At 60.5% G+C, this 13,877-nt stretch carries 11 protein-coding genes and 4 pseudogenes; 5 read left to right on the forward strand and 10 right to left on the reverse strand.

The window, feature by feature from the left end:
- Positions 1-117 precede the first annotated feature (117 nt).
- A complete protein-coding gene (locus OG331_RS49610; protein ID WP_406209511.1) occupies positions 118-2,178 on the reverse strand; it encodes a TIGR00730 family Rossman fold protein in 2,061 nt (686 codons plus the stop codon).
- Positions 2,179-2,190: 12 nt separating this feature from the next.
- Positions 2,191-2,937: an isopentenyl transferase family protein gene (locus tag OG331_RS49615; protein ID WP_406191236.1), complete on the reverse strand. Its 747-nt coding sequence runs from the start codon at positions 2,935-2,937 to the stop codon at positions 2,191-2,193.
- Between the two features lie 575 nt (positions 2,938-3,512).
- On the opposite strand from OG331_RS49615, the gene OG331_RS49620 reads away from it, so the two are divergent.
- The 3 genes from OG331_RS49620 (at position 3,513) to OG331_RS49630 (ending at position 5,182) form a co-directional block, all read left to right on the forward strand.
- A complete protein-coding gene (locus OG331_RS49620) occupies positions 3,513-3,791 on the forward strand; it encodes a hypothetical protein (protein WP_406191234.1) in 279 nt (92 codons plus the stop codon).
- A complete protein-coding gene (locus OG331_RS49625; RefSeq protein WP_406191232.1) occupies positions 3,788-4,108 on the forward strand; it encodes a hypothetical protein in 321 nt (106 codons plus the stop codon). Before OG331_RS49620 ends, OG331_RS49625 begins: the two co-directional genes overlap by 4 nt.
- Positions 4,109-4,555: 447 nt before the next feature.
- On the forward strand, positions 4,556-5,182 hold the full coding sequence (locus OG331_RS49630) for a methyltransferase domain-containing protein (protein WP_406191230.1): 627 nt from the start codon (positions 4,556-4,558) through the stop codon (positions 5,180-5,182).
- 136 nt (positions 5,183-5,318) lie between these two features.
- On the opposite strand, the pseudogene OG331_RS49635 reads toward OG331_RS49630, so the two are convergent.
- Both OG331_RS49635 and OG331_RS49640 read right to left on the reverse strand, forming a co-directional pair.
- Positions 5,319-5,599: pseudogene (locus OG331_RS49635) on the reverse strand (transposase); the annotation flags it as partial.
- A 42-nt stretch (positions 5,600-5,641) separates the two neighbouring features.
- The gene (locus tag OG331_RS49640; RefSeq protein WP_406191228.1) at positions 5,642-5,821 is read right to left on the reverse strand and encodes a hypothetical protein; all 180 of its coding nucleotides are present in this window, start codon (positions 5,819-5,821) and stop codon (positions 5,642-5,644) included.
- On the opposite strand from OG331_RS49640, the gene OG331_RS49645 reads away from it, so the two are divergent.
- Entirely contained in the window at positions 5,820-6,032 is a 213-nt protein-coding gene (locus tag OG331_RS49645; protein ID WP_406191226.1) for a hypothetical protein, read from the forward strand. The two genes, OG331_RS49640 and OG331_RS49645, sit on opposite strands and share 2 nt — an antisense overlap.
- Before the next feature lie 27 nt (positions 6,033-6,059).
- On the opposite strand, the gene OG331_RS49650 is transcribed toward OG331_RS49645, so the two are convergent.
- A complete protein-coding gene (locus tag OG331_RS49650) occupies positions 6,060-6,257 on the reverse strand; it encodes a hypothetical protein (protein ID WP_406191224.1) in 198 nt (65 codons plus the stop codon).
- 231 nt (positions 6,258-6,488) lie between these two features.
- Between OG331_RS49650 and OG331_RS49655 the strand changes: the two are divergent.
- Positions 6,489-6,620 (forward strand): annotated as a pseudogene (locus OG331_RS49655) (IS30 family transposase); the annotation flags it as partial.
- A gap of 98 nt (positions 6,621-6,718) precedes the next feature.
- Here the strand turns inward: OG331_RS49655 and OG331_RS49660 are convergent.
- The 5 genes and pseudogenes from OG331_RS49660 to OG331_RS49680 form a co-directional block, all read right to left on the reverse strand.
- On the reverse strand, positions 6,719-7,552 hold the full coding sequence (locus tag OG331_RS49660) for a methyltransferase domain-containing protein (RefSeq protein ID WP_406191222.1): 834 nt from the start codon (positions 7,550-7,552) through the stop codon (positions 6,719-6,721).
- A 1,050-nt stretch (positions 7,553-8,602) separates the two neighbouring features.
- Complete coding sequence (locus tag OG331_RS49665; protein ID WP_406210898.1) at positions 8,603-8,743, reverse strand: hypothetical protein; 141 nt, start codon at positions 8,741-8,743, stop codon at positions 8,603-8,605.
- Positions 8,744-8,827: 84 nt separating this feature from the next.
- Positions 8,828-8,917 (reverse strand): annotated as a pseudogene (locus OG331_RS49670) (IS5/IS1182 family transposase); the annotation flags it as partial.
- A gap of 84 nt (positions 8,918-9,001) precedes the next feature.
- Positions 9,002-9,392 (reverse strand): annotated as a pseudogene (locus OG331_RS49675) (transposase); the annotation flags it as partial.
- Between the two features lie 89 nt (positions 9,393-9,481).
- The gene (locus OG331_RS49680) at positions 9,482-12,232 is read right to left on the reverse strand and encodes a hypothetical protein (protein ID WP_406191220.1); all 2,751 of its coding nucleotides are present in this window, start codon (positions 12,230-12,232) and stop codon (positions 9,482-9,484) included.
- Positions 12,233-13,877: the final 1,645 nt, after the last annotated feature.

Raw genomic sequence — 13,877 nt, forward strand, 5'->3', positions numbered from 1 at the left:
CATCTGGACCGTGACTGCCGGCCCGGCGAGATCCTCGTCAGGGTCTGCGTCGTCCAGACGAACTAAGGAAACTCGTCAACAATAGCGCGAGCCAGCATAAACCGGATCACGGGGCCACTAGGAGTTACTAGATTGACAGGCAATACGCAGAGCGTCCTTCACTGTCGTCGCACGGACCGCCAATTGACTGCCTGCGTCAATGAAACCATTGCAGCGAACATGCTCGAGGAGGGCGAAGAATGGTTCAAAATAACCGGTATCATCCAAGAGCACGATAGGCTTTCTATGCAGACCTAGCTGGGCCGATGTTATGGTGTAGAGAAGTTCCTGAAATGTACCGTAGCCTCCCGGAAGCACGATAAATGCATCTGCCAGACTCTGCATACGAAGGCCGCGGTCGTGCATATCGGGGACACTTATCAGCTCACTTAGGCCCGACCGTGTAAGCTCTCGAACTATGGGCTCATCCAAAGTCACTCCAATGATCTCCCCTTCTGCTGCCAGGACAGCGTCGGCCAAAGATCCCATGATCCCCGAACCACCTCCGCCGTACACGACTGATATTCCTTGCTTCGCACACTCGATACCCAGCTCAGCCGCCATCTGCTGGAACTCAGGACGCCCGCCTTCGGCCGCTCCGCAAAAAACTACTACTCGTTCCTTCACCGGGATATCTCTCCGGGAACTTCTGGAGGAGTAGATGGTCTCAATTTCTCCCCCAGGCCGAACAAGTATATCCTGATCTCGTGGACCTGTAGTGACCGAACTGACAGGCAAATTCAGGTAGTCCGAGATATAGTCAACTAGATTCTGTGCTTGCACCGGCAACTCGCTATACCGGGCTACACCGTTTGTCGAAGTGAGCCATCCGGGAAAGAATCGATAGATCGGAGTGCATTCACTTAGGTACTTTTCGTCCGGCCTGAATTCCAGATCCTCTTCCCCGTGGTAAGCGTAGCCAGTACAAACTCCAATGCTGGAGAATTCATCCAGCACGTCGAGCTTTGTCAGGGCGACACTTGTACACTTATTGCGTCTGGAGGCCCAGAGCGCATGGGGGAGATCGAGCCATCCGCAGCGGCGCGGCCGGCCTGTGGTCGTCCCGCTCTCCTTGCCTACCGTCCGTAGCCTGTCACCTAGGGCTCCGGTGTCCTCAGTTACGAACGCGCCATTCCCCACCATCGTTTGATACGTCTTGAGGACCCCTATCCTGTGATGGATTTGCGAGGAGTCGATTCCCGTGCTGCTCCCTACGGCATGAAATGTGGTTGGACACGTAGTCACAAAGGGGTAGTTTCCGTGGTCTATGTCAATAAGCGGACCCTGCGCACCCTCAAATAGAATCGAATATCCTTCTTCTGTGGCGACTTCCAGAAGGCGGACCGAGTCGACGGCGATCGCGAGCACTTTATCCCGAAACGTCGACAACCATGCGTAATTTTCATGCACAGAGCCGGACGGCAGCCCAAAAAGACGGGCATTTTCTTGCAATCGGAGACGGACAGTTTCCATGTCCTCAAGATCGCAAACCCGTACCCCAGTCCGATTGGCCCTGCTGACGTTCGCCGGGCCGATTCCCCGTTTGGTGGTCCCGATTGCCCCTTCTTGACCCCGATTTGCCTCTTGCAGATGGTCAACAAGACGGTGCATTGGAAGGACCAGGTGAGCGCGGTCGCTAAGAAAAATTCTACCCGAAACATCAAACCCTTCGGAGTCCATTTCATCAATCTCGGTGAGGAGCTTCTCGGGATTAACGAGGACGCCCCCGGTAATGACTCCCACCGTTCCAGGGTGTCGGAGACCGGAAGGGATGAGATGGTTTTTCAGTACAACAGTCTCATTCTTCTCGTTGATGAACGAGGTTGTGTGCCCTGCATTTTCTCCTCCCTGAACGCGCACGATGATGTGATGAAAGGGCGCTAGCCGATCTACCATGGCGCCCTTACCCCCATCCCCCTGTTGCAGATCCCCGATCCAGGTGAGATTGGGAATTTGCGGTACCACGGCATCGCACGCAGACAAGAGCGCCAGCAGATCTTCTTGGCGACTTACCCGTCGGTGGCGAGCCGAGCTGCCGTCGGATACCGAGCACATTACTTCGGAATCTAGAGGGACAATCCCATTTCCGCAATCGTTCATCGGTGGCTCTCTTTCGGAATCGGCGAAATCTGCAATCATCAAATTTCTCAGCTACATAAGGATGTTATCCACACCGCATCCACGTTCGGCGAATGTGTCCAAAACTGCAGCTATCTCGCAGCGCTGCCGTTCAGCATGGTTCATGAATTCGCGATAAATGATCCGGAAGAAGGTAAAGCGAAATGCAGCCTCGGCTGTGCTGTTCATCTCAGTAAGGTCCAATCCTTCCCTCTCGCAGAAATCAATGATTGCGCTATACGTCATTAGTTTTCTCAGTACCGACATGGCTGCAGAGTCGAGCCACAGCGCTCGCAGCTCTCCAATAAGGGTGGGTGCATCGCCTGTATACCCAAGCATTTCTCCGATGCGCGTCTGCATATTTCTGTCATATTCTATGTAGCTCTTCTCCAGGAGTAGTGAAACATGAAGGTCTATTCCAGCTGACCAATCATCACGCTTGGCGAGTTCCTGCAATATCGATATTGAGCCTCCCTCGAAGATCAGATGTTCACCCCCAGAGCTGCGATGGTGATGCACCAGGGCCGCAACTCGTTCTACTGCTGCCTCGGGAGGAAGGAGTCCGACACCTACCGGACGATTGTCGTCCAGGTAGATGCGTTCAGTCCCCGCCAGGCCGGCGGCTTCTGGTCGACCGGATCCCACCGCCAAGTCCGGGTGGCACTGCAGGCGATCAAGCGCTACGACTGGCGAACGGTGTTGCTGCCCAAGGGCTACGGAGCGCCGCGTTTTCCCTACTCCCGTTGGTCCGATCAGCATAAAGACGCGAAAGTTGGACATGTTAGAGATGCCTTTCGGTCGATCCAGTTTTATCGATTATTAGTGCTGGGTCCTGCGAGAGATGCGGGAGCAGATGTCGATTGGCGCCTAGTTGATCACATGGGAAAAGCTTAGATAATCCCCTTAGGCCGCTCTTCAGGGCAGCCGATATTGCACAGAGAGGTACGTGCCGGTAGTTCATCGAACTCGTCGGTATTTGGGTTGACGACAGTGCGGGTTGGCCGTAGGGCCGGTTCCAGGACGGCCTGGCCGGCTGGGCTTACCGGTCCGCGGCGCTGGGGGGTGCGGCCGGCCGCGTCGATGGACATTGTCCGCCGCATCATCGGGCAGCTTCACTCCGGCGGTGTGGCCGCGCTGTCGCGGCCCGCCGATGCGGAGCAGGCCCGCCCCGTGCGGTTGCGGCGGACGGCAAGAGTGCCCGGGGCTCGCGCACCCGGGCCCGGACCGCGGCTCATCTGCTGGCTGTCATCGACCAGGATGACCAGGTCAGCGCCCGGCTGCGGATCCATGACAAGACCAACGGGATTCCCTGCCTGCGCGACGTGCTCGGCATCGCTCGACATGAAGGCGTGTGCGTGGGCGTGGACGCACTGCACACCCAGACGGACACCGTGCGGTTCCCGGTCCAGGACAAGAAGACCCGCTACCTGCTCACCGTCAAGCTCAACCAGCGCATTTTCTGCGCCAGTTGCCGCCGCCTGCCCTGGGACAAGGCCACCGCGAAGTACTGTGACCGCACCGAGGGCCACGGCCGGAAGGAGACCCGGGTCGTGCAGGTACTTTCCGTCTCCCACCTGGACTTCCCCGATGCCCGCCAGGCCGCCCGGATCACCCGGCACCGGATGGACACGTGACGGGCAGGCGCACCCACGAGACCTTCCACGTCATCACTGGCCTGTCCGCACGCCGGGCGAAACCCTACGACATCGCCCTGGGCCTGCGCGGCCACCGGCACATCGAAAACAAGATCCACTATGTGCGCGACACTCTCTGTCGCGAAGACCGTTCCCAGATCCGCACCGGCCACAGCCCCGAGAACATGGCGACCCTGCGCAACACCACCCTCGAACGGCTACGTGCCGCCGGTGCCACGAGCACGACCGGAGCCGTCCGTGACCTGTCCTACGAGCCCTTCAGCGCCCCGCTCGACCTCCTCGGCATCCCCCGATGACCAGCGGAAACGTCAGAGAGAGTCTACTTTGGAGTGGAACTGGTGGTAGCGAGTCAATTGCCATGATGGGGGCTGAAGATGACTACCCGCCGTCCGTGTCCGCCTGCACCGGGACCGTCCGGTGAAGGGGCACGCGGCCCGGTTCGATGACCTCTTCGTCAGCCTGGCCCAGCGCGGGGGCTTCGTGAGTATCTGACCGGGCTGCTGGCGCCGCGGGACCGGAATAAGACGTTGACTTCCTCCCCCTGCCCTTCAGGATGGGGAGAAAGCCAACTCTACTGCCGGGTTAAACGAACTACCGGTACCAACTCACAGCCTAAGCACACGAATTATGCAACGGAGTCGCCCTGACCTCCTGAACCTCACCTGATCATGACAATCCGAGATCAGGTGACTTCGGGAACCCCTGACGTGGCTGATGCGGCGGAACAACCGTATACTGCAATCATGCAAGAAAAGAAATTCTCTAAGACAATGTTGGGCGACAACGTTGCTCTCTATATGAGTGTTCAAGAAGTTGCTGCCCTTCACATAGCCAAGCGCCTCGCACGTTATCAATCATGCGTGGAGCTGTGTACAGCCGTAGGCGCATTGGCAATCCAGGTCGCACGATTCATTCCAAGAGTCACAGGCGTAGACATTGACCCTCGCCGCCTGGAATGCGCCAAGCGAAACGCCGAGACGTATGGTGTAGAAGATAGAATTGAATTCATAGCCGGAGACGTGCTGGACGAAGAATTGCTGAATTCCATCACGGCCGATATTGCCATTCTTGATCCGGACTGGTCGACGGAGGTGGTCGAGAAATCCGCTCATGCGATAGATATCGACAAAATGCAGCCTAGCCTGCGGCAAATGGTACTGCTGACCCGTAAGAGGGTTACGTCTAACATCGTCATGCGCATTCCGAGGTATTTCGACATTGAGACGCTTGGCGAGTTCGGTCCTCACGAACTTGAAAGTATTTTCATTGATGGTCGACTCAGGTTCAAGGTCGCGTACTTCTTGCCGGAAATTCAGTCCGCTCGGGAGACGTCGATCTATTTGAATGGGTTGGGGTGGATATTTCATTAGTGGTGTCCTTGGCTCGATATGTTCCTGTAGTTGGCCTCGAATTCTTGAGCAGGATTCGATTGTGTGTAATTCAGATGGAATGTGACTGTTGGTGAGGGTCTGTCCCGTGAACGGTGTTTCTGGAGTTGTTGGGGATTCAGAGGCAGGCGAGGGAGAGCCGACCGTCGAAGGTGATCTCGAAGGCGTTGAGAGCGGCCTTCCAGCGCTGTGACCAGCGCTTGCGTCCCTGCCTGGTGGGGTCCAGGCTCATGATGGCCATGTAGATGCACTTGATCGCTGTCTGCTTGTTCGGAAGTGCCCACGAGCGAGGACAGCCGTGCGGATGGGCGCGTTCACCGGCTCGATGGCGTTGGTCGCGCATATAGCTCGCCTTATTTCGGTGTCGAATTGAAGGAAGGGGATGAACTGGGCCCAGGCGCAGGGCTTCGGCGTAGTTGCGTGATGACGTCCGGTTCGTGATCATCCGAGGCCCGGTAGTGCGAGGGTGCGGCGGGTGTTGCGGCGGAGGCCGGCCGTGATGTTCTCCACTCCGGCCGTGCGGAGGGCTCCGATGGTGAGGTTGCGCCAGGTGGCCATCGCGCGGGGCGTGTTGCCGGTCCGTAGCTGGGAGGCGTCCAGCGACGGTGGTGTCGCGGGCATGGTGCAGGGCCTCGATCTTCCAGTGGTCGCGGACGAGTTCGGCGACCTGGGACGTGGTGGCCTGCTCGGCGGTCAGGTTGGTGACGGCGTAGACCGTCTTGACGGCGGTCTTGCCGGTCTTGAGGTCGGTGCGCCGGCGCTTGATCTGGACGGCCCGCCGGGCCCCCGGGGAGCTGTTCACGGTGGCGACCTTGATCCGGCGGATCCCTGAGTGGCCGTGGCCGATGCCCCGGGTGCGTCACTGAAGCGGGATGTCCTTCCAGGGAAGGGACTTGAGGCGGCGGTGCAGCTTCTTCTGGTTGCCTTTGACGATCGCGATGTAGTGGGCGCCCTTGGCGAGGAGGTAGTCGGCATGCTCGCGCTGGGGGTGCATCGCGTCGCTGGTGACTACGGCGCCGGCCAGGTCGGCGACGGTGTCCAGCAGCGGCTGGAGCACATGATCTCGTTGGTCTTCTCGCCGACGTCCAGCGGGCGGGCAGGTGGCGCGAGCCTGCCGCAGCAGCGGCAAAGAGAAACGGGAGACCTTCGTCAGGACACCGAAGCGCACCCCACGCAGGGGTGACACCGACACGGACCTTCCAGACGGAAGCGTCTGGAAAGCTGAGAGTCACTGAAACTTTAAGCAACGGAAGTGCCCAAGATCATGGGCCGGGTCACCGGCCGTCGCAAGAGCACCGACCTGAGCGTTCACACCCCAGAGCATCTTGATGCCGTGACTGCCGAGATCAACGGCCGCCCACGCAAAACGCTCGACTGGGAAACCCCGGCCGAGCGCCTGCATAAACTGATCACAGCTTGATCAACACGATACGTGTTGCAACGACCCCTGGAATCTGCCGTTCAGCGAAGGATCGCGGCCAAGCGGCTATATGGGGCGGCCACCGCGGGCGCGAGAGGTCATGCCTCCAGCACGAACAAATTGTACGTCAGCAGGCTCGACGAGAACGCCGGCAGCATGAACTTCTCGCTCCCGGTCGCCTTGTCTGACGTCGACCGCACTTGCCAATAGGGCACGCATGGCGCCGTCAGGTCGACCTCGTTGGTCACCGTCAGCCCGGCCGCCGTAGCAGCGCGCCGGTACTCCGCCGGTGGGCTGATGTTCGTCAGGTAGTGCCGGTCGACCGTCTCCTTCATTTTGTCGGCTTCGGCTCCGCTCCCCGCGCACCACGCGATCACCACGATGCGGCCGCGCGGCTTCAGTGCGCGGCGGAACGACCGGAACAGCTTCTCCAGGTCATCGACATGTTCGGTTGACTCGCACGCCCACACGGCATCGAACGGTCCCGCCGCTTCGGCGTACCCGCCCATGTCGCCGACCGTGAACTGGACGTGGGCGCTAACCCCATGCGCGGCCGCCGCCTCCTGGCCGAACCGCGCTTGCTCGAGGGACAGCGTCACGCCCTCGACGGCGCACCCGTAGTTCTTGTGCATGACGATCGCGCCGCCGCCGGCGCCGCACCCTGCGTCGAGCACGACCGCGCCCGGCCCTATATCGCCTAGGTATTCCTGGCCGACGCGCACCAACTCGAGCTCCATTGCATGTACCAGCTGCAGCCGCCCTTCGTCGTCAGCGATCTTGGGTACGTCACCGATCTCCCCGCCATGCAGCCCGTTGTGGTTGAAGAACAGTCCATCCTGGGAGGCAAGCGCCAGGTTCATCGCGCTGTTGGAGCCGCGGGTTTTCTCGTCGTACAGCTGTGCAACATCGCGCAAATCGTTAAACTGTCCCACAATCAGATTCCCTACTTTTCGGTGCACCGTCACTTGCGGTGCGCTTATCAGTGCGTGGCGCCAGGCGATCCACACACCAGCGGGCGGCTGGGGAGGCGTCTGGCGCTCCTGCAGTGGATGGCGACCCGCATCGGTACGGACACAGGCGTGATTAAATCCGAGGATGTTTCAAGGTCCGGCGCGACCCCTTACCAAGAATGGCGATGAAGCGCGCGATAATATGAGCGCCACCTCTTTCTGCGAGATGCGGCCGTAGTCCTTTGTTGTTAAACCGTTTGACGTTTCCCCGTGCACTGGTACCGGCTTGGCTTTTCCGCGGCAATCTCTTTCGCTTCGGACAACGGGACCGCCCGGACCGGTCCTGCCATTACACTTCCGGAGGCGTGCGGGTGTCACTCCCAGTTCGAGCAGGCGATCGGGCACTCGGAAGTGCACGAACGCGGTACGTTCAGCCTTGATCTTGGACGGCGATTTTCTATGCTTGAACGTACTCAGGTTGAACTCGCTGAGTCGCGGCTGCTGATCTTTAAGGCTGTTCTTGACGATCTGTCAGGGCGCATGAGGGCGGTATGGGGAAATCGAATGCAGCGCGTTGCGGGCCGGCTGAGCGAGAGGCGCGGCGGATGCAGGCTGCCGCTGCTCGGACAGGGGGTGAGGCAGGTGCAGGTCAGAGCTCTTGTAAAGGTCGTCGTGATCTTGTGAACGTGCTGGTCGACGGGGGAGTGACCGGGTACGCCGAAGCTCCGTTGGTGTAGGTGAGCTACCAACTCGCCTGCAAACAACGGAGCTTCGATGATCGGTTTTCTTGAGCGCAGGCCCCGTCCTTCAGGGGGGCTCATTCTTGTAACGGAGCCGCGCAGAGGCGGAGTTCACTGAGTTGTCAGTGGCCTCCCACTATGGTGATCACGTTGTTTCGAGAGGGGGTGTCCTGGTGCCTTCCAGCCGCAGGTACCGGCACGAGCTCACTGCCGAGCAGCTGCAATGTGTGAGGAGTTTGGGAACATCTGCCGTGCGGTGTGGAATACCGGACTCGTGCGCAACGAGGCACCACTACATAACCGGGCAGGGGTGGAGACCCCTGCCGCCGATGGCGTCCCACTTCGTGGTGTAGGTCTGCTGGGAAACGTCGGCTCCGTACACCTCGGCCAGATATGCGGATATCTCACCGTGGGTGAGGCCCTTCGCGGACATTGAGCTTCTTCAGCGTTGCTTCTCCAGGGTGAGGACGGCTTTGACCCTTGACGTGAGGTGGTTGGGGCTGACGCGGGCTATGCGGAAGATCCGCCAGGTCTTGAGTCTCGCGAAGGATCGCTCTGCTGGTGAGCGCAGTCGGGCGTGTGCCCGGTTGACGGGCTTCTGCTTGATGGTGAGTTCACGGCGCGGCCGGCGTTTGACTGGTGTCGCGACGTTGCACCGGCTCCCTGGTAGGCCTTGTCCGCGAGAACGGGGATCCTCCCCGGTTAGGCAGCGTTGCCGCTTGTTGACGATCTGCGGCTCGAACGGGCCAGCCACGTCCCGCGGCTCCTTCAGCTCGACCGGGCCGAAGTCGGTGAGCACGGTCTTCGTCCGCGTGCTCTTGCGGCTGTTTGCCAGTGTTCCGGTCCGTCGCGTCGGGCTTGTCGCTCCGCGCTTGGCCGGTGACCTCGCCCTCCAGGGCGGACTCCGGGACCGCTTGGTCAGCTGCTGCTGCAGCCCACCCTCACCGGTCAGCGGCAGCCCGTCACTGCGGGCTCGGTCGACCGGCATCGCGACCAACCAACTGCTCGTGCGACACCGCCTCCGCAGCCGACTCGACGACCGGCTCCTCGATGGCCTCGTTTTCCACAATGGTCTCGCTCACGAGGCGTCTTCTTGATCATCGGATCCGCCGTTGATTAGACACCCCCGCAAAGGCGCCTGGGGTCGAGCACCGGGCGAGCCATGTGCGGGTCACATGAAGTCGATCCGGACGTCGGGGGCGTAGTTCGTCATATGGTCCGTCATGTAGTCCCGGAAGGTCTGCTCATGCTCGGCGGGTAGGTCGCCGACCATGAGTCTGTAGCCTGCCTGGTTTTCGTCCGCCACCTTGTAGAGGAAAACTTGGACCCACTGGCCGTTGCTGTTCTGGAAGCGACTGTACAGATCCGCGCTGTTGTAGAAACTGGTGTCTCCGTACATCACCAACATGGTTCCGGTGAAGTAGGCCCACAGAGGGTTTCCTGAAGGGCTGCCCCCATCGTCCACTCCGTTGAAGGGCGCATCCTGCAGGAGAGCGTCGTTGTGCAGGGAGACATGCGTCATGCTCAGGCTGTCGCCGGTTCCGTCCGCGGGGAGCGTGAGGTTCTGCTGGTTGAGTTCCCGCTGCTCCCTCACGTAGGCGTGGGTCTCCTCGGAGAACAGGCTGTCGCCGGTTCCGTCCGTGGGGAGCGTGAAGCCCTGCCGGTTGAGTTCCCGCTGCTCCCTCACATAGGCATGGGACTCCTCGGAGAACATCGACATGCGCTCCCGGATTGCCGGGAGGCTCGTCAGCTCCCTGGAAGCCGGATCCAGCTCTCTCGCAAACGCGGCACGCTTCGAGACGGGACGGGGATTGTCTTCGGAGCCCACGACGAAGCAGTCGACCGAACCGCATGGGGGCTCCTTGTACAGCGACATGTCGACTTCGAACACCTGCGTCGCCGGTCCGTGACCGACAGCGTAGATACACAGATCGCCCGAGATGGAGTTGATCATTTCGGCCCTCGGTAGTCCCGTGACCCATGCATTCCAGGCGGCCGACGACACCAGCAAGGGATTGCGTCGGTTGACGGCGAGCCCTGTCATCACGCCTTTCACTGTCACTACGAAGCATCCCGGAGTGCCTACCGCGATTACCTCGGCCTCGGACTGCCTGGCTATCTTTATCCAGGTAGCCTCGGTCATCGTGTATGAAATGGTTTCGGAGCCGAACCGTACGGTGGCCGTTCGCGATGAGTATGCGGCACGCGGAAGACCTTCGATCCACTTCTTCACTTTCGGTGAGGTCAATATGAAGCTCACTCCGAATTCCTTTTTCTGGCTGCGCGGATCGACGATCAGAGTTTCCCCTCCCTTTTTCATGGTGTAGCACTCTGACAAATTCCGCGTCAGGTCGTGCTCGGGTAGTTTTTTTGGTAGTGCAAAATGCATCTCGCAGCCTTCGGATCCGAGATTTATGGAGATGGATGTATTGTCCATTTTCACGGACGGGATACTTTTAAGGATTTCTTCCCATCTCGTCTTTGTTCTCAGCAGATCGGGGTGCGCGGCAGGATCGATGGCCACCGGGGGCAGACTGACGCCTATGTTCGATGGGTCGAACTTGAAACATCCCGGGGTTCCCGGAAGGGTGCGCTGTGACAGCTGCAGGAGTTTTTCGTGATAACCTCGGGCGACCACGTACATCTCTTTACCCTCGCCGACGTTCAGGGTCAGCGTGCCGTGGGGAAGCAGCCTTCCGACCGCCTTGGGTAGCGTGTCCATCCAGGTGTGAGCCAGCCCCTTTTTCGGGTGCACCTTGATGAAAAAGTCGGGTTTGTCGATTTGGGCAATGAAGACGCCGTCGGATGCAAGGATTCTGTGGTATCCGGGCCCCTTCTCGGTGGGCTCGTCCGGCCATACCCCCTTCCAAATGTATTGTTGCCCGCTCGGCAGGGTTACGACCTCGCCTTTCAGTTCGGCCTCGGGAAGACTCTTGATCCAGTCATTCCATTGTGCTTCGGTCTGAAGCCCAAGTTTTGGATGCGTGGGCTGCACCACGTATGTTTTGTTTCGTATCTCGACCCTGAAGACCGCCGGTGTCTGGGCGGGATCGAAATTCCGTGAAATCTCCCGCGAAATACTGATGAGTATTTTCTTCTGCATGGGTGTGACTCTGTAGTTCTGTCCGGGTGTGCGCAGCATGCCGTAGGAAAGTTCCGCCTCGGGTAGCTCCAGTATTCGCTGGAGGATTTCATCGACAATCAGTTCTTTTTTCAGTCGCCGTTTCGCGACAATGAACGGCACGGTGTGCCGTTTGATGACGATGAAATCTCCGTGCGCCGCCATGGAGAACGCCTTTTCTGTCCACTTCCCTTTGATCATGGCGGTGTTGATTGCTGAAGCAGGAAGCGCGTACAGGTGCTCCCCATACCTGACCATCCAGGCGGTGGGGGTCACTCTCTCGACCTGCCCCACCTCCGATGTATTCTTTAGAATTCTTGCCAGGCTTCTCCTCCTCTCGCTCTCCTTCAGCGCCTCCGCCGCTTCCTCTTCTTTCGTCTTGGGCCAGTTATTCTTCTGTTCGGTCAGCCACTCGTTGTACTGTTGAAGCTCGGTCTGGTGTGTGGCATGCATCTTTTCCATGGCGTCCGGCCATTCCTCCCGGAAAAGCCTGCAGATTTTGCGCATCTCGTCTTCATCGGCCAGCCACTCGCCAACCTGCTCCTGCAGCCCTGTGGCCACATAATTCACCACCGGCCCGGCCTCGTAAACGTGCAGAGTCTTGCCCGACAGGACGTTGTCGATCCCATCAGGAGAAGCGTGCGCTTTCCCGGATTTATTTTCGACGGAGATGTGAAAAGGTTTGTTCTCCGCCTTGTAAAAACTCCATGTCTTGTTTTCGGTTTCCGCTCTGATCCACTCCTGATTGTCTACGGTGATTTTTGGCGGGCTGGATTGGCGGACCGGTTTGATCATCTCCATGGTGGAACCTCCTGGGTTCGGCTGCCCTCGACCGTGGTCGGCTCAAGTCTGTTCCCGGACGGCCGAGGTGAGCAGTCTTGAAAGGGCAGCCTTCGGGGCTGAGGGGGTGGTTGCGATGTCTCGGTTAGAGGGTGGTGGTGTACGAGACAGTGGGCTCTGGCGTGTTCTGGCCGGGCAGGTTTTTTTTCGGGTCTGGGATCACCGTCTTGGTCTTGAGAGATCGGTAGAGGATCGCTGTCTCGGGGGTGTGTGACGCTGTCAGTTTCGTGAGTTCTGATCCATGGGCCGGGTGGGGATTGGTGTGATCGTGGGGGTGGACCAGGAAGCGTGGGACCCGGCTGTGGCGGGTGCTGGTGCCCAAGCCGCTTTGCCGGCTGTGTCGGTCCGGGCGTTGCGGGGACAGGCGGTACGCCTCTCGACGCCTGCTGGCTCTGCGCCGGGAGGGGAAGCTCACCACCACGTGAGAGGGTGGCGGCGGACGCCTTGAGTGTGCGAGAGCGGGCAGTGTGGCGGTGGCTGGCCGCGGCTGAACAGGACGAGGGTGTAGTCCGGGCACCGGGGGAGCGGTCTGCGTATCCAGGGCGGTTCACCGTCACCGTGGAAGTGAGGGCTCTGCTCGGGCTGGGGAAGGGGAAAATTTGCCGCTGTCCACCGTGAGCTGACCGCTCACGCGGCGAGGGTGGTCCGCCCCCGTCGATCCCGACGCTGCGCTGCGCGCTGCGGTGGCGCGCCAGGAGCCGTTCCGGCCCCCGGGCGGCCTGCCCGAAAAGGTCCGCATGGACCAGGGCAAGGACTTCCTACCGAGGACGGTGACCGCCGCGTTCAACGCTCTCGACGTCACCGTCGAGGACCTGCCCCCGTACACGCCGCACCTGAAAGGCGCGGTGGAGGGGCTGAACCGGGCGGTGGAGTCGATGTTCCTTGCCGCGCTGCCCGGCTGTGTACGCCAGCCCCGGTCGGGCCGGCGCCGGGCGCGGCGGCGGACGAAGTGCTCCTGGACGACTTCGAGGACTTCACCACCCGCCTGTCGGACTGGGTGGCCTGGTGGAACACCTCCCACCACCCTGGGCCCTTGCAGGGCCGGTCCCCGCTTCAGTTTCGCGCGGTGGCCGCTCGATGCCCCGTCGAGCCCCCGGCCTGGTCACGTCGGCAAACGACCGACGCTGCCGCGGCGACAACCGTAAAGGCAGCCAGCACGACCATCGCCGTTCTCGCTGCTATCACCGGCCGGGCCTCGGCCTGACGAGCGCTCAGCCCACACGGCACCCTCCCCGGTGAGGGCGAACGTTTCCCCTCCACTTCCAACGCTGGTGCCTGCGCGTCCCCTCCCACCAGTGGCACACCATGCGCACGTGTCCTGTTCCAAGGTGGCCGATCGAGAATTGGGGTCCGGATTCGCGTAGTTTCCGCAGGCTTCCACAACTCGCTCAACGACCCAAGCCCGGCTGGGCAGTCGGCACATCACTCATTCGCCGCACTGCTCCGTGCACCGCGGAGCACACCACGAGGGCCTGGCGCGATGGCGGGGAGCCAGGCCCTCGGTGCGCCGGGGATGGCTCATGCACCATGGCACTGGACGAGCTGGCTGGCCTACGGCGCGCGGAGGCCGTTCCTCCTCGTCCCCCGGTTGGAGGACAGCACCGTC

The sequence above is a fragment of the Streptomyces sp. NBC_01017 genome (assembly GCF_045162795.1).
In the GTDB taxonomy this organism is placed as follows: Bacteria; Actinomycetota; Actinomycetes; order Streptomycetales; family Streptomycetaceae; genus Streptomyces; species Streptomyces machairae.

What these genes read in the sequence shown, in the direction of transcription:
- OG331_RS49615 (WP_406191236.1), bottom strand. Translation starts at nt 2,937, where the DNA reads ATGTCCAACTTTCGCGTCTTTATGCTGATCGGACCAACGGGAGTAGGG.
- OG331_RS49630 (WP_406191230.1), top strand. Translation starts at nt 4,556, where the DNA reads ATGCAAGAAAAGAAATTCTCTAAGACAATGTTGGGCGACAACGTTGCT.
- OG331_RS49645 (WP_406191226.1), top strand. Translation starts at nt 5,820, where the DNA reads ATGGTGCAGGGCCTCGATCTTCCAGTGGTCGCGGACGAGTTCGGCGAC.
- OG331_RS49610 (WP_406209511.1), bottom strand. Translation starts at nt 2,178, where the DNA reads ATGATTGCAGATTTCGCCGATTCCGAAAGAGAGCCACCGATGAACGAT.
- OG331_RS49640 (WP_406191228.1), bottom strand. Translation starts at nt 5,821, where the DNA reads ATGCCCGCGACACCACCGTCGCTGGACGCCTCCCAGCTACGGACCGGC.
- OG331_RS49680 (WP_406191220.1), bottom strand. Translation starts at nt 12,232, where the DNA reads ATGGAGATGATCAAACCGGTCCGCCAATCCAGCCCGCCAAAAATCACC.
- OG331_RS49665 (WP_406210898.1), bottom strand. Translation starts at nt 8,743, where the DNA reads ATGTCCGCGAAGGGCCTCACCCACGGTGAGATATCCGCATATCTGGCC.